Raw genomic sequence first — 19,770 nt, forward strand, 5'->3', positions numbered from 1 at the left:
CCTTAGTTAACGTGACATCGAGCCTAAAGCTCGGCCTCTGCAGTTGCAGGGACCACTTAACTTACGAGGAATACCCAAAATGAAATCGATCAAAGCTCTGCTTGTAGTTACTGCTCTGAGCATCTCCAGCTTGGCAATGGCTGAAGGTGGTGCTGACCGAACCTTCGCGCGCATGGAGCAGGCACGCCAGACGTCTCTGGAGGCCTACCGGGTGGCCCAGCAGCAGAAAGTTGAGGCTCCTGTAGGCCAGCAGTCCAACCGAGCAAGCAGAGCACACCAACTGCTGAAGTCATCTACCTTACAGAAATGTAATCACCCGGATGGTTGGGATATGGCAGTTTCATACTGCTCATCGTCGGTAAGGCTTGTGCAATGCACCGACGTGGAAAGTTGAGGGGTAAATACCCGACATTGAAGCAGCCATGAACCCGAGACCGGGCACACCATCACCGGCTCATTTGACGGATTGGACAAAACGGCATGCAAAGCAAAACCACAAGGCGCACCTTCGTCAAAGGCCTGGCAGCCACCGGTATTATCGGCGGACTTGGCCTGTGGCGCACGCCGGTCTGGGCGGTGAACAGCCCCGGCCAGCCCAACGTACTGACTGGTAACGAATTCGACCTATTCATCGGTGAAACCCCGGTGAACATCACCGGCGCAGCGCGCACGGCCATGACCATCAACGGCTCGCTCCCTGGGCCGATTCTTCGTTGGCGCGAAGGCGATACCGTCACATTGCGCGTGCGCAACCGCCTCAAGGAGGACACCTCCATCCATTGGCACGGCATCATCCTGCCGGCGAACATGGATGGCGTTCCTGGCCTGAGCTTCCATGGCATCGCCCCTGATGGCATGTATGAGTACAAGTTCAAGGTCAACCAGAACGGCACCTACTGGTATCACAGCCATTCTGGGCTCCAGGAGCAGGTCGGCGTATACGGTGCGCTGGTCATCGATGCCAAGGAGCCCGAGCCCTTCAGTTACGACCGTGATTACGTCGTGTTGCTGAGCGACTGGACGGATGAAAATCCAACGCGGGTACTGGCCAAGCTCAAGAAACAGTCGGACTACTACAACCAGCACAAACGCACCGTTGGTGACTTCATCGATGACGTAAGCGAGATGGGTTGGTCCGCCGCCGTAGCCGACCGTAAGATGTGGGCCGAAATGAAGATGAGCCCGACTGATCTCGCCGACGTCAGTGGCTACACCTACACCTACCTGATGAACGGCCAGGCACCTGATGGCAACTGGACCGGCATATTCAAACCGGGCGAGAAGATTCGTCTGCGTTTTATCAATGCCTCGGCCATGACGTACTTCGATGTGCGTATCCCCGGCCTGAAGATGACGGTAGTCGCGGCCGATGGCCAGCACGTCAAACCAGTCAGCGTCGATGAGTTCCGTGTCGCCGTAGCCGAGACCTACGACGTGATAGTCGAGCCCGATAGCGAGCAAGCCTACACCGTCTTTGCTCAATCCATGGATCGCACTGGCTATGCGCGCGGCACCCTTGCGGTACAGGAAGGGTTGAGTGCACCGGTACCAAGCCCTGACCCGCGCCCACTGATTGCCATGGGTGACATGGGCATGGACCACGGCAGCATGGGCGGCATGGATCATGGGAGCATGGCCGGGATGGATCAGGGCAATATGGCGGGAATGGATCATGGCAGCATGCAGGGTGGCATGGCTGGTATGGATCACAGCCAGATGGCCGGAATGGATCATTCAAACATGGCTGGCATGGCTGGCATGGCTGGCATGGCTGGCATGGCTGGCAACATGCAGGCACACCCGGCCTCAGAGACCAACAATCCTTTGGTCGACATGCAGACCATGACGCCGACGCACAAGCTGGACGACCCAGGTATCGGCCTGCGTGATAACGGCCGGCGCGTCCTGACTTACTCTGACCTGCGCAGCACCTTCCCTGATCCGGACGGGCGTGAGCCAAGTCGCACCATCGAGCTGCACCTCACCGGGCATATGGAGAAATTCTCCTGGTCCTTCGATGGAATCAAGTTCTCTGACGCCGAGCCTCTGCGCCTCAAGTACGGCGAGCGTGTTCGCATCACGCTGGTCAACGACACCATGATGACTCACCCGATCCATCTTCATGGCATGTGGAGTGATCTGGAGGATGCGAACGGCAATTTCCTGGTGCGTAAACACACCATCGACATGCCGCCAGGTTCCAAGCGCAGCTATCGGGTGACCGCCGATGCGTTGGGGCGTTGGGCCTATCACTGCCACCTGTTGCTCCACATGGAAATGGGCATGTTCCGTGAAGTCCGTGTGGATGAGTAAAGGAGATTTCTGATGAGTACTTTTATGAAGCGTAATGCCCTGTTTGGCAGCGCAGCGATGTTCAGTCTTTTGGCTGTTCTGCACGCGCCGACGTCATTGGCAGGTGAGGGGCACAGCGAGCACGAACAACATGCTGCCGAGTCGGCTGCGCCCGACGCCAGTGACAAGCCTGCAGATCAATCGAAAGGCAAGGCCGCTGGCCATCAGATGGATCATGGCGCCATGGATCATGAGGGTATGAACCATGACGATATGGGGCACGAGAAGATGATGGATAAGCATGGCGGCACCGAAGCCGAAGCAGGTTCGAACCATGACCACTAGGTTTTCACGCCCGTCCCTCATAGCGCTGGCCGTGTCGCTGAGTGCACTCAGCGGCGGCGTTACCCAGGCTGCGGAAGAAATGGATCATTCGGCAATGGGGCACGGCTCCATGTCGATGGACCACAGCCAGATGGGCCACGGTTCCGCCAAAGCGCCGATGGTGGGCATGGATCACAGCAAGATGGATCATGGTGCCATGCAGAGCGAATCGGGCAGCATGGACCATAGCCAGATGGGCCACAGCCAGAGCCAAGAGAAGGCCCCAGCCATGGACCACAGCAAGATGGGACACGGCACCATGCAGGGACAGATGGAGGGCATGGATCATTCGAAGATGAACCATGGCTCCGCTGAAGCCCCGAGAACTACCAGTCGTACGCCGATTCCCGTTCTGACGGATGCTGATCGCCAAGCGGCTTTCCCGCCACTGCCTGGCCACAAGGTGCATGACAGCGCCATCAACAGCTTTTTCCTGCTCGATCAGCTCGAATACCAAGACGCAGATGAGGGCAGCACCCTGGCCTGGGATGCGTCGGGTTGGGTAGGCGGTGATATCAACCGGGTCTGGTTCCGCTCCGAAGGCGAGCGTACCAACGGCGTTACCGAGGACGCTGAATTACAGCTGCTGTACGGCCGCTCGATCGGCCCTTGGTGGGATGTCGTCGCGGGCGTTCGCCAGGACTTTAAACCGGAGTCGCCGCAGACTTGGGCTGCCTTCGGTATCCAGGGCATGGCGCTTTACGCCTTTGAGGCCGAAGCCACGGCCTTCGTCGGCGAGAATGGCCAAACTGCTGCCCGACTGGAGGGCGAGTACGACATTCTGCTGACCAACCGGCTGATTCTCCAGCCAACTGCCGAAATGAACTTCTACGGCAAGAACGATCCTGAGCGAGGTGTGGGGTCTGGGTTGGCAAATACCGAGCTCGGCTTGCGTCTGCGTTACGAGATTGTCAGACAGTTTGCTCCCTATGTCGGGGTTTCCTGGAGCCGCTCCTATGGCAACACGGCAGACATGGTGCGCGACGAGGGCGGTGATGTAGACGAGGCGCGTTTTGTCGCCGGTATCCGGATGTGGTTTTGAGAACCTGACATGAAAAGAACAATTAAAACTTTGGTGGCGGCCGGCGTGGTCGGTAGCACAGCTGTCCTGGCCGGCGCCTACTTTGGCGTGGTCAACGTGGGGGCCGATGATCCCCATTTTCCTGCAGTGCATGCGTTTCTCACGATGGCCCGCGACCGCTCTATCGAAGTCCGTTCGCAGGACATCGAGGTTCCCAACCTGGATGATCAAGCTCTTATTCGCGCCGGTGCGGGCAACTACAACTCCATGTGTATCGGCTGTCATTTGGCGCCAGGTGTGGCGGAGACCGAGCTAAGCCAATCGCTTTACCCTGCGCCTCCCAACCTCGCCAAGATCGGTGTCGATGGCAATCCGTCAGCAGCGTTCTGGGTGATCAAGCATGGCATCAAGGCAACGGGTATGCCTGCGTGGGGCAAGAGCATGGGCGATGAGTACATCTGGGGCATGGTTGCCTTCATTGACCAATTGCCGACGATGGATGCCAAGCAATACCAAGCACTCGTCGCATCCAGTGGCGGCCATCAGCATGGTGGTGGGGAAACGCAAATGCACAATCATGAAGGTCAGCACGGCGACAACAAGCCTGGCCATCATGGCAATAGCGGCGGTGGCGAAGACCATCATGGAACAGGTGATGCCGGAGAGCCTGGCCATCACGATGCCGCGGCTACTGATAGCGAGGGTGGCTCCGCACCTGAGGCAGGTCACCATTCGGACATGAGTGGCGATGATCACCATGCCGGGGATGAGGCCGCCCCAAGCGGCGGAGACCATCATTCCGAGCAAACTCCGAATGCCTCGCCCAAGACCCACACCCACGCCGATGGCAAAGAGCACGTGCATGAAAGCTAAATATCTGGCCTTGCTGGCCGCTCTCTCCGTCACAACTGGAGTTCAAGCCGCTGATGCCCTGACGATTGATGTCCATCGTGATGCTAATTGCGGATGTTGCAAGAAGTGGATCTCACACCTCGAAGCGAATGGCTTCAAAGTCGTCGACCATGTCGAAAGCAACATGTCGGCAGTGAAGCAAAGTCTGGGCGTTGCGCCGCGGTTGGCGTCTTGTCACACCGCGGTGATTGACGGCAAGTTCGTCGAAGGTCATGTGCCGGCGGCTCAGGTCATCGAGCTCACCAAGCGCGATGATCTCGTGGGCATCGCTGTTCCCGGGATGCCGGCGGGCTCCCCCGGTATGGAAGTCGATGGCGTACAGCATGCCTACCAGGTCATTGGCTTGACCAAGGCGGGGTCTGATCAGGTCGTTGCAGAATATCCCGCTCAGTAGTACTGCCTGCCAGCACGGCCGCTTGTGTGTAGTGGCCGACTCTTTTTCATACGCCATTTAACCTAAGTAAAAAAGGCGCCCGAGGGCGCCAAGGGCTGTCTCCAAACCAAAGGAGCACTACGAGGGGACAGCAGGACCAAGGCGCGAGCGGGCAATCAACCCGCCCGCTTGCCAGGGTTAGAGAACTTCCAGCGGGTACTCGACAATCAGGCGGACTTCATCCAGATCCGACTCGTAATCGGTCGCGCGAGTGGTCATTTGGCGAACACGGAAAGACATATCCTTCAGTGATCCAGTCTGCACAACGTACTTGGCCTCGATGTCCCGCTCCCAGCGCTTCTGGTTGGTCAACGGATCGCCGTTGTCATCACGGCGCATATAGACTTCGTTGGCCTTGCTGTAGTCGGCATCCCAGCCCTGGGCATATCGAGTCATGAAGCTCAACCCAGGCACACCGAAAGACTCCATATCCAGGTCGTAGCGCACTTGCCATGACTTCTCCTTCGGCGAGTTGAAGTCGCTGTACTGGATGGAGTTGTCGAGGTAGATGGAGTCCGATTGGCGCAAGTAATCGAAGTCATCATCGCCATTGTTGCGCTGGAGACCCACCAGTACTGTGTGAGCGCCGAATTGGATGCCGACCTTGCCGCTCCAGATGTTGTTATCGAAGCTCCCGAGGAGCTGCTTCCCTTCATCGACCGCCTTGTAGTAGTTCAGCCCGCCGATCAAGGCGACATCGTCCGCAAGCGGGTAGCTCAGCGTGGTGCCCGCGTAATATTGATTCCAGGCATCCTTGAGGCGGCTGGTGTAGAGACTAAAGCCGACGTTGTCATTAAGCGTGTAATCACCACCGAAATAGGCGATCCATGGCGAGTCCACTTCGCCTGCGTAGAAGGTAGCGAAGCCGTCGCGCATGCTGCTGGTATTGGGTTGGCTCATCGAGTGGAGGCGACCGCCTTGAAGCGACAGTCCTTCCACGCTGCTGTTGAGCACGGTGATACCTCGGAAACTCTCCGGTAAAAGCCGCGCATCACCGTATTGGACGACAGGGCTGACAGGAAAGACGTCGCCTACCTTGATCTCGGTATCCATGAACCGAGTTTTCACCGCGCCCCCCAGTTTTGAGTAGTTGTCCTCAGCCTGCCCGAGGCTGTTGTAAGGCATCACGTCGACTGAGCCGCCTGCTCCAGAACGGCCGTCGCCGGTGTCAAGCTTGAGCCCTAGCATGGCAAAGGCATCGACACCAAAGCCTATGGTGCCCTCGGTGAAACCAGACTCGAATCTGCCTATCACGCCATGCGCCCACTCTTCCGAATAGCCATTACCCGAGCTGCTGGACTGGCCTTTACGGAAATCGCGGTTGAAGTAGAGATTTCGATTGAGAATGGTCAGGCTGCTGCCTTCGATAAATCCCTAGCCTTTCTCGCCGGCGGCCATCGCAGCTTGCCCGGTACTGACGCTCAGAGTGAGCAGAGAAAGTCCTAACAGGGTTCTGTTATTCATAAATGCTCCTGATGTTATTGGCAGTTGTCATTGTGTGGTCGCATATATGTGCCAAGCGCGCCGGGCATAGCCAGGCACGCCTTGGTCATATTTCCACATGCCAAATAACGTCAGGGTGATTTGGAAATTACATTTCAGTCAGCGCGATGTCATTTATCTAGTTTTGATTACGGCAACCTGTCCCGGCTGCCCGGTATTCAAGAATATTCAGATCGCCATTGGAGTCCTCGTAGGTCATCTGGGCCGGCATCACACCGCAGCTAGAGTCCGTCGGGGTAGTGGCCACGACCCTGGCGATATCGAGTTTCATGCCGTAGCGGTAATGAATAACTTCAGGCGGATTCTTTCCGTTAGCGGCAGCATACTCTTGCATGGCCTGCTCATTGGCCTGAATCATCCGACCATAAACACGATCAGCGCCGCCTTCTGCCAGAGTGGCAGAGGAAACAACCATAGCGGCAAGGGCTGCAATAACTTTGAGGCTTTTCATGTTTAATCACTCCTTCAAAGTGGTGATTAAAATATATCCGCTCAACCTGTCATAAAAATGAAGTCAAAGTTACATCGCCGTAATGCTTCCTGCCGCGTTACCCGGGCGAGTCAGCTTGGCGCGTGGCTTGCCCGGGTTTGTAAAGCTATAGCTCCTGCGGTGCGCGAACCTTCTGTGTACGCTGCCTTCGCATCAGCCAGTACGCGGCCGGCAAAACCAACATGGACATCAGCGGCGCGGTAATCATGCCGCCGACCATGGGCGCGGCGATGCGCTTCATCACTTCAGATCCGGCACCTCCGCCCCAGAGGATTGGCAACAGGCCGGCGATGATCACGGCCACCGTCATCACCTTGGGCCGCACGCGCAGCACTGCGCCTTCACGAATTGCCTCCAGTAGTGCCGGGTCACCGCTGCGCCCGGCATCCATACGTGCATGCCAGGCATTCTTCAGGTACAGCAGCATGATCACCCCAAATTCCGCCGAGACGCCGGCCAAGGCGATAAAGCCGACCCCAGTGGCAACCGACAGGTTGAAGCCGAACCAGTAGAGCAGCCAGATGCCGCCCGATAGGGCGAAGGGCAGGGTTGCCATGATCAGTAGGGCCTCACCGAAGCGGCTGAAGGTCAGGTAAAGCAGCACGAAGATGATCAACAAGGTCGCCGGTACCACCCAGGCCAGCCGTGCATTGGCGCGCTCCAGGAACTCGAACTGACCGGAGTAGGAGACGGTCATGCCAGCATCGAGTTGTACCTGCTCAGCTACGCGTTGCTGCAACTCGCGCACGGTCGATGCCAGGTCGCGCCCACGGACATCGACATAGACCCAACCGGACAGACGCCCGTTCTCGCTGCGCAGCATTGGCGGCCCTTCGGTCAGACTAACCTGGGCGACGGTGCCCAAGGTGATCTGCTGGCCGGCTTGCGTGAGGATCGGCATACGCCGTAGTGCCTGCGGACTGTCTCGCCACTCCTTGGGATAGCGCAGGTTGATCGGGAAGCGGGCCAGTCCTTCAACCGTCTCACCAATATTGCTGCCGCCGATGGCGCCCGATACCACCGCCTGCACATCGGCGATGCTCAGGCCATAGCGCGCCGCGGCCAGTCGATCGATCTGGATGTCCACGTAACGGCCGCCAGTAAGGCGTTCTGCCAAGGCCGAACTCACCCCAGGCACCTCTTTGGCCACGGCCTCGATATCGCGCGTTATGCGCTCGATGTCGACCAAGGAGGTTCCGGACACTTTCACCCCAATGGGGCTCTTGATCCCCGTCGCCAGCATGTCGATGCGGTTGCGGATGGGCGGCACCCAGATATTGGACAGCCCCGGAACTTTTACCGCGCGATCCAGTTCCTCGATCAGCTTTTCGGGTGTCATCCCCGCGCGCCATTGATCGCGTGGTTTGAACTGCACCGTGGTCTCGAACATTTCCAGCGGTGCTGGATCGGTGGCGGTCTCTGCTCGCCCGGCCTTGCCGAATACCCGTGCCACTTCGGGCACCGTGAGGATCATCCGGTTGGTTTGCTGCAGCAGCTGGGTGGCCTTGCTGGCCGGCAAGCCGGGCAGGGCTGATGGCATGTACAACAGGTCGCCCTCGTCCATCGGCGGTAGAAACTCTCCTCCGAGTCTGCTGAGGGGCCAGAGACTGGACAAAAACACTAGCAAGGCCAGCGCTAGGGTCACCTTAGGCCAAGCCAGCACCCACTCCAGCACCGGCCGGTATGCACCGATCAGCCAACGATTCAAGGGGTTCTGTTGTTCGCTGGGGATATGCCCACGAATCCAATAGCCCATCAGCACCGGTACCAAGGTGATCGAGAGGCCAGCAGCGGCAGCCATGGCATAGGTCTTGGTGAATGCCAGCGGGCCAAACAGGCGACCCTCCTGGGCCTCCAGGGTGAAGACCGGGAGGAAAGACAGGGTGATGATCAAAAGGCTGAAGAACAGCGCCGGCCCGACCTCGGCCGCAGCTTCGCCGATCACCCGCCAGTGCGCCTCGCCCTGAAGCGGTTCACCGGGGTGTCGAGCCTTCCAGGCCTCGATGTGCTTGTGCGCGTTCTCGATCATCACCACGGCGGCATCGACCATGGCGCCGATGGCGATTGCGATCCCGCCGAGCGACATGATGTTGGCATTGACGCCCTGGTAGCGCATGACGATGAAGGCCATCAGGATGCCCAGGGGCAGGGTGATGATCGCGACCAGCGACGAGCGCAGGTGCCAGAGGAAGATCAGGCAAACCAGGGCAACCACCGCGAACTCTTCCAGCAGCTTGTAGCTGAGGTTATCGATGGCGCGGTCGATCAATTGCGAACGGTCATAGGTGGTGACCACCTCGACGCCGGCCGGCAAGCTGCCCTTCAGGCTGTCCAGCTTGGTCTTCACCGCGGCGATGGTATCGCGGGCATTCTTTCCGGAGCGCAAGATGACCACGCCACCTACAACTTCACCCTGGCCATCCAGCTCGGCAATGCCACGACGCATCTCTGGCCCCAGCTGAATGGTGGCCACCTGACCCAGCAGCACCGGAACTCCGCTGGCCGAAGCCCGCAGCGGCACATTGCGGAAATCCGCCAGGCTCTCTAGATAGCCTGAAGCCCGGACCATGTACTCGCGCTCTGCCAGCTCCAGGATGGCGCCGCCGGTTTCCTGATTGGCGCTCTTCAGCGCCGCTTCGACCTCCTGCTGAGTTACCCCATAAGCCACCAGCTTCTGGGGATCGAGCAGCACTTGGTATTGCTTGACCATGCCGCCGAGGGTGGCCACTTCGGCTACGTTGGGCAGGCCCTTGAGTTCGTACTTAAGGAACCAGTCCTGCAGTGCCCGCAGCTGGGCAAGATCATGCTGGCCGCTGCGGTCGACCAAGGCGTACTGGTAGATCCAGCCCACGCCGGTGGCATCCGGCCCAAGGGTGGTGGTAACACCCTCGGGCAGGCGTTCCTGCGCCTGGTTGAGGTACTCCAGCACCCGCGAGCGTGCCCAGTAGAGGTCGGTATCGTCCTCGAACAGCACATAAACGAAGGAGTCGCCGAAGAACGAGTAGCCGCGCACTGTCTTCGCCCCCGGCACCGAGAGCATGGTGGTGGCCAGCGGGTAGGTCACCTGGTTCTCGACAATCTGCGGTGCCTGCCCGGGGAAGCTTGTGCGGATGATGACCTGGGTGTCGGACAGATCCGGCAGTGCATCCAACGGCGTGTTGCGCAGCGACCAGATGCCCAGGGCGGTGATGAACAGGGTCGCCAGCAGCACCAGAAAGCGATTGCCGATAGACCAGTGGATCAGGCGTGCGATCATGGCTGGTCTCCTTCCTTGCTGAGCTGCTCGATCATCAGGCCGGAGTTTTTCTGGCGGGCGCCGATACGTACGTGATCTCCTGGCTTAAGTCCCACAGCTACTTCTGAGCTGACCAATGGAAAAGCCATGGTCATACCTGGCATATTCAGGCTCTCGAAGGGCCCGTGCTCCAGGGTGACTGACTCCGCGTCCAGAGCACGAATCACACCATGGGCCTCATGTAGTTCCTTCTTATTGTCCTGCTCGGCATGGCTGGCCATGACACCCTGTAGGCTGGCCTCCGAATCGATGAGGAACTGGCCGGAGGTAACGACCGCCTGACCCTCCTCAAGACCGGACAACACCTCCAGACGCCCATCAGCCTCGCGGCCCAAGGTTATTTCCAGGGGGCGGTAGCGCCCATCGCCTTCTACCAGCATCACCAACGCACGCTTCCCGGTGCGAATCACGGCTTCACTCGGCACAAGAAGCGTGGATTGTTCGACGGCACTGTTCAGGCGTACGGCGGCGAACATGCCGGGGCGCAACTTACCGGCAGGGTTGGGTAGCTCGCTGCGTACCGTGAGCGTGCGTGTTTGCGGATCGGCACTCGGCAGCAAGGCTATGACGCGGCCCAGCAGCGGTCGATCAGGAAAGGCCGTCAGGTTGGCGCGGATCTCGTCCCCGACCTGGATACTTCCGGCCATGGCCTCGGGTATCGCCGCATCGAGCCAGACACTGGATAGCCCGTTAATCAACGCCAGATCCTGCCCGGCTTCGACGGTCATCCCGGCGCGTACCTGCAAGGCTTGGAGCTCGCCGCTGATAGGTGTGGTGAGGGTTTGCACCGCCCGTGGTCTGCCGCTGCGGCGGACCTGCTCGATCAACGTTTGAGGCATGCCAAGCAGGCGCAGGCGCTCTTGGGCCGCACTTATCAAGCGAGTGTCAGCGGTACGCAGTACCGCCAGGAACTCCAACTGCGCGGCGGACCATTCGGGAATCAGCAGGTCGACCAGGGGGGCTCCGGCAGGCAGCACATCGCCCGGGGCGCGACCGTAAACCCGCTCGACGAATCCGCCGGCGCGGGCCTGGAGGTTCGCCACTTCTCGCTGGTTATAGGCCAGGGAACCCACCGCCTCGATATCCGAGGGCAGTACACCTCGGATCACCATCGAGGTTCGCATTCCGAGGTTCTGCACGGCTTGAGCGGGGATGCTCAGAACAGACGGATCCTGCTCGGATCCTGCGTATTTAGGGACAAGTTCCATATCCATGAAAGGTGACTTGCCCGGCTTATCGAAGCGCTGCTCAGGCTGCATCGGGTCGTACCAATAGAGCACCTTGCGCTCGTCCGTCGGTGCGGAGCTAGGCAGGATCTCGTGTTTGGCTTGCCGCTGGGCCAGCCAGTAGCCACCGCCCGCCGCGCCAATGCCCACGGCCAGCAAGGCGACCGCAAAACCAAATGCCGATATCTTCATTTCAGTCCCTCCACATAGGCGTAGTACAGGCTTGCGGAGAGCTGGCTCAGCTTGCGCTGCTGTTCAATCTGCCGTAGCTGAGCCTCGATCAGGTCGCGCTGGGCGGTGAGGACGGATGTCAGCTGGCTGTTGCCGGCCTGGTAAGCGGCAAGTTCGAGATCGGCACGTTTGCTTGCAAGCGGGATCAAGGTTTTTTCGGTGCGTGACAAGGTCCTGCGCAGTTGCTCAAGCTCGGCAATACCGCCTTCCAGCTCAGCCTGATGGGCGCGCAGTAATGCTTCCTGCTCGGCTTCCATCTGCGACACGCTTTGTTGTCTGGCGTTGATCTTGGGCCCCTGACGTGTGCCTACGAACAACGGCAGGTCGAAGGTAAATTGCACCATCACCATATCGCCGAATTGGTTGTCGCGATTGTTGTAGGCAAACTCAACACCCCAGTCGGGGGTCTTCTCGGCGATGGCCTCGTTCAGCTCGGCGCTAGCCTCGCCGACTCGGGCGGAGGCAGCGCGCAACTCAGGGTGTGAGGCAATGCGTTGCTGCAGGTGCGGTACCACCAGGTTCAGATTGGGAACACCTCCTTGCAAAGGCTGGTCAGCCTCGTTGCCTATCCAGCGGCGCAGCTTGGCACGAGCTACTGCCACATCGCGATTCAGTTCATCTCGCCGATCTTGTAACGCCAAAGCTTCCTGGTCGGCCTGCAACAGCTCGCCAGGCTGAGCACTACCGCCGGCAATCAGCGATTGCACGGTCGAGCGGAGCATCTCGATCTGACGGTCCAGTTGATCGAAGAGGCCAACACTGCGTTCGGCGTAGTACACGTCCAGCCAGCTCACTGCTGTCTGGCGCTTGATCTCCAACTGCATGGCACGCTGCTCGGCCTCGGCTCGGACAACTGAAGCCTCGGCCACCTGGCGCCGAGCCTGACGCTTGTCACTGTTGGGGACTTCCTGCATGAGCCCAATGCGGCGCATGGTCATGGAGTCACGATTAAGTGTGTAACGGTCAGGGCCTTCGATCGGCAGGTTGTCGATGCCTAGAATCAGCTTGGGATCGGGCAGGGCGTCTGCGGGCCCTACAGCCTGTTGTGCCGAAGCCACCTGCGCCTGGCGCGCGAGGTTCTCAGGGGCACTCTGCTCGGCCAGAGCTTGGGCTCGTTCGAAGGTTAGGGGCTGCGCCTGCGCGGCAAGCCAGGGAGCTGCCCAGAATGCGGCAGCCAACACACCGAGATAGCCACGGCGTGGAAAAAGGAAAGCGGACATGCTTTCGCCTCCAATGCGATTGATCGAGGTCGCAGCTACGAAACGTGGCCGCGACGATGCGCCTGACTGTAAGGCGCGGGATGATCACTGCATTAGACGAAACGAGGAGGGCGCCAGAGTCCTGCTGGCTCTCGCTTAATCACCGACTGTGTCAGCAATATTTCGGAGCGTGAGGGAAGAGGGGATATGCTCTTGATCACATTGGTCTGGAGAAGTCCTCCGGTCTTGCATTCCTGGCCGGATTTGCAGGGAGACTTATTGGCCACCCCATCAGACGTGTCCATTTGCTCGCAGCACGGAGCATCGGCCGTTGCATGGCCCTGATGATCGGCGCTCTGCATCGGGCAAGGTTGTGCCGGCATGCTGAAAGCCATACCGCCGAAGGTCGGCAGCACGAGGCTAGCAATCATTACCAGGATCAATCCAATCCGACGCACAGCAATTCACCAAGCGGGGCTATAGGGCGACTATAGCAGATTGCCTCGAGGCATGAGCGCTCCTTTTGACGATAACAGCACTTCGTTGATTTGGATCAAATAGAGTGTCTAATCTCAAAGGGGGAGCTGATTTTGTAGCGGGTGAGATTTCAATCGAGCAAGCGATAGAGTTCAGGCCAAAGAGGATTCTATAATCACTCTATAATTAGCTATAAAGCTCATTAGTGCACAAAATGCAGCTGGATGTGGAACCCTGAGGTGCCGCTGAATGAACGCAACGCAGGGTATCGGCTGGCATGGCAGAGCCTGGATTTCACCCGGGCTGGGCATTTTTCTGGGGCAGGCGGGTAGCCAAGATTGGCATGGCCACATGGCGCATCAAATTACCGTCAGCTTGAACGGCCGCTTGACGGTGAAGTGTACATCCTCGTCGGTGACGGCAAGGGCCATCTGCATCAGGGCAGGGGTGGCCCATCAGATCGAAGCTGACGAAGTGTTGTCGATCTACCTCGACGCGCTGTCCGATGAGGCGCGAGCACTTCCCGATAACATCGGGGAGGGCATCACTCCGATTCAGATGGGCGATACAGCATCGCTGCGAAAATTGCTGAGCAGCTCCGATCCGTCAGCCCAGCAAATTCGGGAAATGGTGCGCCTTGCTCTCAACCTTACGACTCCGCCGGCCTCCGATCCGCGACTGCAATCGGTCCTCGCTGCGTTAAAAGAGCCGATTAGTGGCAGGCAGGCGTTGGCAAAGCGCGTTCATCTGTCGCCTACCCGATTCTCACATTGGTTCGTCGAACAGACCGGCCTGCCGCTGCGCAGCTACCGGAAATGGAATCGCCTGGTCATAGCGCTCCAGCATATCGCCAGCGGCGCCAACCTGACTGCGGCCGCCCACGCTGCCGGATTCGCCGATGCGGCCCACTTTTCCCGCACCTTCCGCGAACTGTTTGGCCTCGACCCGTCGTCTGCCTTGGGTCATGTCAGTCTGAAAGGCTGAATTCAGCTTTTTCGTTCAAGCGCCAGCACAGGTAATTGGCACAAAGTGGAGTCATCTTAGGGAGGGCTTCACGATGGGCAATTCACTCAGGTTCATGATCCGCTGGCTCAGCTACCCAGCAATCTTTGGCGGGGCCGCAGCCTGGATGATCTGGTTGCTCTACACGGGTATTCCGTATTGGCCCAGCACGCCGATCATTGCCGCCCTAGGGATTCTGCTGGTGGCGTTGCTGGAACGCGTGCAGCCTTTCCGGGGCGACTGGTTGGAGGACCACCAGGATACCCTTACCGATATCATCCATATGGTCGTGAACCTGTCTGTGATCCAGTTTACGGCGACCGTGCTGGCCCGGCTGGGCGATTGGGTGTCCGCAGAGTTCCGTGTCTTCCCAACAGATTTACCGCTGTGGGCTCAGCTAGTCATTGTCGCCGCCGTGCTGGACCTTAGTTTGTACGCCATGCACCGCTTCAGCCATCAGGTTCCATGGCTGTGGCGTTTGCATGAGCCACATCACAGCGCTGAGCGGCTCTACTGGATGAACGGCGAGCGCCGGCACCCGTTGCATGCCGCTATCATGGCAGGGCCTGGGCTGCTCGTGCTCTTTTCGATGGGCACTCCTTCTGCACTCGTGGCCACCTGGTTCGGCATCCTGACGGTACATTTGGCCTTTCAACACTCAAATCTGGACTACTCGTTGGGCTGGCTACGGCGCGTCATCGGTGTTGCAGAAACACACCGCTGGCATCACAACCGCGACTTCGAGGATGCTCAGGTCAATTTCGGTGAGTTCTTGCTGGTGTGGGATCAGTTGCTTGGAACCTTCTATGACAGCGCAAGCAAGCCCGGCAGCGCCGAAGTAGGACTGCGTGACCGGAACTATCCGACAGGCTATGTGGGTCAACTTGTTGAGCCGTTCAGAAGCCAGTAGCTTGCTCGGTGTTGCTGGCGACTAGTTGGTTAATGAGGATCGGCCGGCATGAGTTCAATCAAAGGCCTCAGTTGAGCTCTGACGCTGGCCAGCCAATTGCCCAGTTCCACCAGATCCTCATCAAGCGACTCGGCTTCCTCCCAGATACTGCCGCCTTCCGTCACAGACACCGATAGTGCCGCACCATCGAGCACCGTTTTCGCCATGGCATGTACCCGCAGGAGGCCATCCCTGAGGCCGCCGATGTTGTTCATATCCTTAAGCAGCAGATCCAGCCCATCGACTAGACACAGCAACTGGGTGGTGTCGTAGACGTCATGCAAACGCTCCAGCGCCTCGGCATCTACCTCGCCGTAGGGCGTGACGCGAAATGACGCAGGAGGAATGTTCATCAGGTCATCTCCTCGGTTTCCGCAGTACCGAGCTTGCCAGTGCGGATGGACCCGGCTGCCTGCTGGAACACCGAGTCTTTGATCCAGGGCTCCGGCGGCCGGTTGAGCTTGAGGTTGAACTCGCCGAAACGCTTGACGTTGCTGGTCAGGTAGGGGCTGAGGAAGGACACATCCTCATCGGAGAACTGCCAGCCCTCGCGAGCCAATTTCTGCAGGATCCGCATCATGTCCACAGTGTTCTGCAGGATCACCGACGAGGCCACCATGTCGTTGTAGCGCAGTCGCTTCTGTTGCTCGTCCGGATCGTTCTCGGCGATCACGTCGCCGCCGAAGGACAACCACTTGGAGAATCCGTTGTAGGACTCGATCTTGTTGGTGTTCGCGGTAACCTCCTGGCGCAACTCGCGACTGCCGATCCAGTTGAGCAGGAAGATCGTACGGATCACGCTGCCCAGTGCCTGTGCCGCGTGGTAGAGCTTGTTACGCCGGCTGTAGGAACCGAGTTTTCGCAGCAACATAGGCGAGGAGATTTTGCCCGCCTGGATCGATAGCGCGACCTGCATCAAATCCTGCCAATGGGTTTCAATCAGGTGCCAGTCGGCGGTGTCGGTGAACAGGCGGTTGATATGCTTATACGCAGCGCCGCGATCCGGCCGGCACATCACCAGGTCGCGCCAATTGCGGATGCGTGGCATGAGGTTGATGCCAAGCAGATGAGTGAAGGCGAACACCGTGGCCGACTGGCCCTGGGTATCGGAATACACCGTATCAGCTTCGACGCTGAGATCGGCCTTGAGCAGCCCCTCGATTACATAAATTGCCTCCCAGATGCCCGGGGGGATGAAGTGCTGGAATACAGCGATGTAGTTGTTGGCCACATGCCGATAGGCCACGGCTCCCATCTTGCGGTAGCGGAAGTGGTAGCCGGCCAGCAGGTTGTCGTCATAGAAGTCGAACTGGGTGCCGTCCGCAGCCACCGTCTTGCCATCGCCCCAGAGTTTGGGCAGATCGAGCTGCAGGTAGAGTTCCACCAGCTCGCGGTTAGCCTTGTCCAGTTTCTCCAGCGAGAGGTGACGGCGATTGGTATAGGAAAGCATGTGCGGGGTGACATTACCGGCCAGATGCCGCGCGGCCTGGCTGGGGCCGAGGTTGCAACCCATGGCGAAGATCGTCATCAGGTAGCGCTCGGCAGGTTCTTTGAGCTTTGGCTCGTTGCCGGACATCGGCCCGAAATGTCGAGTGAACTGAATCCAGTGCTCGATGTTGGCCATGATGTCGAGTACGTGCCTGGCCGGCATGCGTTGCATGAGGGCCGTCTGTAGCGAGATGGCCGATGGCGGGATGTCGCGCGCCGTCACTCGGCGCAATACCGGTTCGCCGGCTTCGTTGATCGATACGTCCCCTCGGCAAGAGGGGAATTTGTCATCCAGTTGCTGCGCGGTTTCCTCCAACTGGGTCTTGAGGGAGGCAACAAACTCCTTTGCCGTGCCAGGCAGTTCCATTTTTTCGCAGTAGGCCGGGAGTCGCTGGAGACATTCCTCCCAGGGTAGCAACTGCTTGCGATAGTCGGCGAAGGATTCCGACCCTTGTACGCACATGTCACCGGATCGCAGTTCGTTGGCCAGGTAGGAGAATACGCAAACTTCCAGATAGCGCCGGTTGGTCGGTGGCCCCTCACTGGCAGGACGACGAACGACCTTGACCCAGCGCTCCGACGCAAACGACAAGTCGACGTGCTCGTCGATCCACTCGCGGTGCAAATTCTCGCTGTCCTGTATCAGTTGAAGTGCCTGAACCAGCGACCTATCCTGAGTCGTGGGCTCCAGTTGGAGAAGGTGGCTGAGACGGAACAACAGCGAGCGATGGGACCTGAAATGCTTCCAGATCAACGGCAGGTAGTTATTACCGCCGGTAGCCTGGACTTCGGCACAGGTTTCGCGCAACCGTTCCAGGTTGCCGTCGGGGGAGAGGTATTCCCGAATCAGGCTGCCTGCCTCTTGGTCATCCGGTTCATGAACCAAAATCTGCACCACACCGTCCAGGGTGGCCGCCAGTTGCTCCAGTTTCTGACGTTGCCGTGCTTGGATGTGCTCCAGTTCTTCCTTGGCGCGTTTGTGAATCGTAGAGATTCGCCGGATGAACATCTCGGCTAGGTGATCGCGAGTCCGTACGCGCATCCGATATATCAGGGCAAGCATCAGCGTGTAACGCTTCGGCAGCGAACAGTCCTTAAGCTCGGCGACGTCCGACGCCGCAGCTTGGGCAGCGAAGTGGCGGATTTTGGTATCGACGATTCCATCAAAAATGACATCTAGATTCCCAAAGCTCTCGAGCCAATCCATGTGATCTATCAGCACATCCAAGTGTTTGCGGGATGGTTTCTTGGGTGCCTGTTTGAGGGCGTTGAAGTCACTTTGGCGTCGCCCGAAATCCGTTTCGAGCAGTTCTTTCAGTTTGTAGACCGCCTCAATTGGCGCCCTGGTCACAACGAGATTGAATAGCCGCTCCTGCATTGCAACTAAGGCATCCTCAGCAGCGTCATTGAGGGTGGAATAGGCTGGGAGTTCGTAGCTGCGCTGCAGCAACTCGCCGATCAGCACATTGATGATATCCGCCCGCTGGTCGAGTACCTCGGCAGATTCGTGCGCAAGGTGGAGAGCTATGGTGAGCGCTTCACTACCATAGAAAGCCTTGATCTGGAGGTACTCACGAATGGCCGCCTGATGCCTATAAAAAGTACGCGGGTTGGTGTAGCGGGAAGTGATACGAGGGCCAAAACCGAGGGTATTCCTGATGTGATCAGTAATTTCTGGAGGTATCTCGTCTAGGGGAGGAAAGTAATGGAGCTCTTGGAATACCTTGAGCTGGACTGCCAGCCCAAGGGAAAGGGCAGGGCTACGAGCTGCCCTGGAAATCCAGTCAAGCTCTCCTGCGGAAAGCGAATAGTTGCGGTGTAAATCCTTAGCACTGAGGGTAGTTGCTAGTCGTGGATATGCCGTTCTCTCCAAAGCCGCCATCGCTCAGCCCCCATGTAAATAGATCAGCATAGACGCTTACGAGCATGAGGCAGGCGAGACAAACAGACCAAATAGAATTCTTTTTATATCAATACGATAGGACCCCTATGTCCTAATTTTCCTTTATCTCGGCATGACCCCCTGCACTGATCGGAAAGAAATTTTCAGACCGGAAAAAGCTGGAGCAGTCGCTGGAGCTGTGCCAAAAGGACGTCGAGTTTCTGCTCCAGGTAGAAGCCGAGCATGTCGAGCTCCACAAGGAGCGGGGCGACAAATCCAACAAGCTGAAGGTCCGTGAGCGAGTAAGGGATCTCGGCTATTCGTTCTCTGGGAAATTCACGCCCGGCCGGCTGCGGCAGGCACGGCAGAGTTAAGCGAATTGTTCCACCAAGCCAGGCACTGCCTGGCTTTTTTGCGTCCTGCAGATTACAGGCCCGCGTTACGCATCTCCAGGGGCTAGGTCTACCGCAAGAAGGCCTATGGGATTTCTCAACGACCGCCCCAGGTCCTTTCAGGAGTAACAGATGTCCAAAACGCAAAAAAAACCTTGGTGGAGCCCGATAGCACACTTCGCGGCTCATGGCTTCGTCGGTACTATCATATTTTTGATTATCATGGTGCCTGCAGTACTACTCAACCATCTGGTCCAGTACTTGGCTGAATTCGGGATTAGTGAGTTCACTTTACTAATCCTGGGGCTGCTCGAACACTTCATTGTATTAATGGATGCTGGTCTTTTCTTCATCTTTATATGCATTGGGGCTTACAGGGCTATTAAGGAATTTGCTGATGAATAATACGTTTGGGTCAGAGTTCGCTAACGCTGCAAGGCAAGCACCGCGTATCTTTTTCGCGCCCTTGATGGGAGCTGTTGCTGCCATTAAAGGTGAGTTCAGACGCGTAAAATACGGTGCAAACCAAAACGGCAAGCCGCTGCAATCCAAATAAACGCTCAGCAGAGCCACCTATAAAGAAACGCTAAATCC

The 19,770-nt window shown here is 58.3% G+C and carries 15 protein-coding genes and 2 pseudogenes; 10 read left to right on the forward strand and 7 right to left on the reverse strand.

Going from position 1 to position 19,770, the window contains the following annotated elements; all coding sequences use genetic code 11:
• The first annotated feature begins 79 nt into the window (after positions 1-79).
• The 6 genes and pseudogenes from PM2_RS31685 to PM2_RS27475 all read left to right on the forward strand — a co-directional run bounded on the left by PM2_RS31685 (position 80) and on the right by PM2_RS27475 (position 5,003).
• Positions 80-287, forward strand: a pseudogene (locus tag PM2_RS31685) (co-regulatory protein PtrA N-terminal domain-containing protein).
• Positions 288-480: 193 nt separating this feature from the next.
• On the forward strand, positions 481-2,313 hold the full coding sequence (locus tag PM2_RS27455; RefSeq protein ID WP_004574334.1) for a copper resistance system multicopper oxidase: 1,833 nt from the start codon (positions 481-483) through the stop codon (positions 2,311-2,313).
• Positions 2,314-2,325: 12 nt separating this feature from the next.
• Entirely contained in the window at positions 2,326-2,637 is a 312-nt protein-coding gene (locus tag PM2_RS27460) for a hypothetical protein (protein WP_003246749.1), read from the forward strand.
• On the forward strand, positions 2,627-3,718 hold the full coding sequence (locus PM2_RS27465; RefSeq protein WP_023662987.1) for a copper resistance protein B: 1,092 nt from the start codon (positions 2,627-2,629) through the stop codon (positions 3,716-3,718). Before PM2_RS27460 ends, PM2_RS27465 begins: the two co-directional genes overlap by 11 nt.
• A gap of 9 nt (positions 3,719-3,727) precedes the next feature.
• The gene (locus PM2_RS27470) at positions 3,728-4,570 is read left to right on the forward strand and encodes a c-type cytochrome (protein ID WP_023662988.1); all 843 of its coding nucleotides are present in this window, start codon (positions 3,728-3,730) and stop codon (positions 4,568-4,570) included.
• A complete protein-coding gene (locus PM2_RS27475; RefSeq protein ID WP_004574337.1) occupies positions 4,560-5,003 on the forward strand; it encodes a DUF411 domain-containing protein in 444 nt (147 codons plus the stop codon). The genes PM2_RS27470 and PM2_RS27475 overlap by 11 nt, the downstream gene beginning before the upstream one ends.
• Before the next feature lie 177 nt (positions 5,004-5,180).
• Here PM2_RS27475 and PM2_RS27480 read toward each other — a convergent pair.
• The 5 genes and pseudogenes from PM2_RS27480 to PM2_RS27500 form a co-directional block, all read right to left on the reverse strand.
• Positions 5,181-6,506, reverse strand: a pseudogene (locus PM2_RS27480) (OprD family porin).
• Positions 6,507-6,663: 157 nt separating this feature from the next.
• Positions 6,664-6,996 carry a DUF2790 domain-containing protein gene (locus tag PM2_RS27485; RefSeq protein WP_004574339.1) on the reverse strand — a complete coding sequence of 111 codons (333 nt, stop codon included), beginning with the start codon at positions 6,994-6,996 and terminating at the stop codon, positions 6,664-6,666.
• A gap of 145 nt (positions 6,997-7,141) precedes the next feature.
• Positions 7,142-10,291 carry an efflux RND transporter permease subunit gene (locus PM2_RS27490; RefSeq protein ID WP_004374632.1) on the reverse strand — a complete coding sequence of 1,050 codons (3,150 nt, stop codon included), beginning with the start codon at positions 10,289-10,291 and terminating at the stop codon, positions 7,142-7,144.
• Entirely contained in the window at positions 10,288-11,748 is a 1,461-nt protein-coding gene (locus tag PM2_RS27495) for an efflux RND transporter periplasmic adaptor subunit (RefSeq protein ID WP_004374629.1), read from the reverse strand. The genes PM2_RS27490 and PM2_RS27495 overlap by 4 nt, the downstream gene beginning before the upstream one ends.
• Complete coding sequence (locus tag PM2_RS27500; protein ID WP_004574340.1) at positions 11,745-13,007, reverse strand: TolC family protein; 1,263 nt, start codon at positions 13,005-13,007, stop codon at positions 11,745-11,747. Before PM2_RS27500 ends, PM2_RS27495 begins: the two co-directional genes overlap by 4 nt.
• A gap of 705 nt (positions 13,008-13,712) precedes the next feature.
• Here PM2_RS27500 and PM2_RS27505 point away from each other — a divergent pair.
• Both PM2_RS27505 and PM2_RS27510 read left to right on the forward strand, forming a co-directional pair.
• Positions 13,713-14,447 (forward strand): helix-turn-helix domain-containing protein, encoded by a 735-nt coding sequence (locus PM2_RS27505; protein WP_004574341.1) that lies wholly within the window; start codon positions 13,713-13,715, stop codon positions 14,445-14,447.
• A 73-nt stretch (positions 14,448-14,520) separates the two neighbouring features.
• On the forward strand, positions 14,521-15,375 hold the full coding sequence (locus PM2_RS27510; protein ID WP_004574342.1) for a sterol desaturase family protein: 855 nt from the start codon (positions 14,521-14,523) through the stop codon (positions 15,373-15,375).
• 29 nt (positions 15,376-15,404) lie between these two features.
• On the opposite strand, the gene tnpC is transcribed toward PM2_RS27510, so the two are convergent.
• Both tnpC and PM2_RS27520 read right to left on the reverse strand, forming a co-directional pair.
• Positions 15,405-15,767: a Tn3 family transposase post-transcriptional regulator TnpC gene (gene tnpC / locus PM2_RS27515; RefSeq protein ID WP_004374622.1), complete on the reverse strand. Its 363-nt coding sequence runs from the start codon at positions 15,765-15,767 to the stop codon at positions 15,405-15,407.
• Positions 15,767-18,784, reverse strand: a complete 3,018-nt coding sequence (locus PM2_RS27520; protein WP_028700031.1) for a Tn3-like element ISPa42 family transposase — start codon at positions 18,782-18,784, stop codon at positions 15,767-15,769. The genes tnpC and PM2_RS27520 overlap by 1 nt, the downstream gene beginning before the upstream one ends.
• A gap of 524 nt (positions 18,785-19,308) precedes the next feature.
• Here PM2_RS27520 and PM2_RS27525 point away from each other — a divergent pair.
• Both PM2_RS27525 and PM2_RS31290 read left to right on the forward strand, forming a co-directional pair.
• The gene (locus tag PM2_RS27525; protein ID WP_004574344.1) at positions 19,309-19,581 is read left to right on the forward strand and encodes a hypothetical protein; all 273 of its coding nucleotides are present in this window, start codon (positions 19,309-19,311) and stop codon (positions 19,579-19,581) included.
• On the forward strand, positions 19,574-19,732 hold the full coding sequence (locus PM2_RS31290; protein WP_004574345.1) for a hypothetical protein: 159 nt from the start codon (positions 19,574-19,576) through the stop codon (positions 19,730-19,732). Before PM2_RS27525 ends, PM2_RS31290 begins: the two co-directional genes overlap by 8 nt.
• Positions 19,733-19,770 lie beyond the last annotated feature (38 nt).

The sequence above is a fragment of the Pseudomonas monteilii NBRC 103158 = DSM 14164 genome, from assembly GCF_000730605.1.
GTDB lineage: Bacteria > Pseudomonadota > Gammaproteobacteria > Pseudomonadales > Pseudomonadaceae > Aquipseudomonas > Aquipseudomonas monteilii.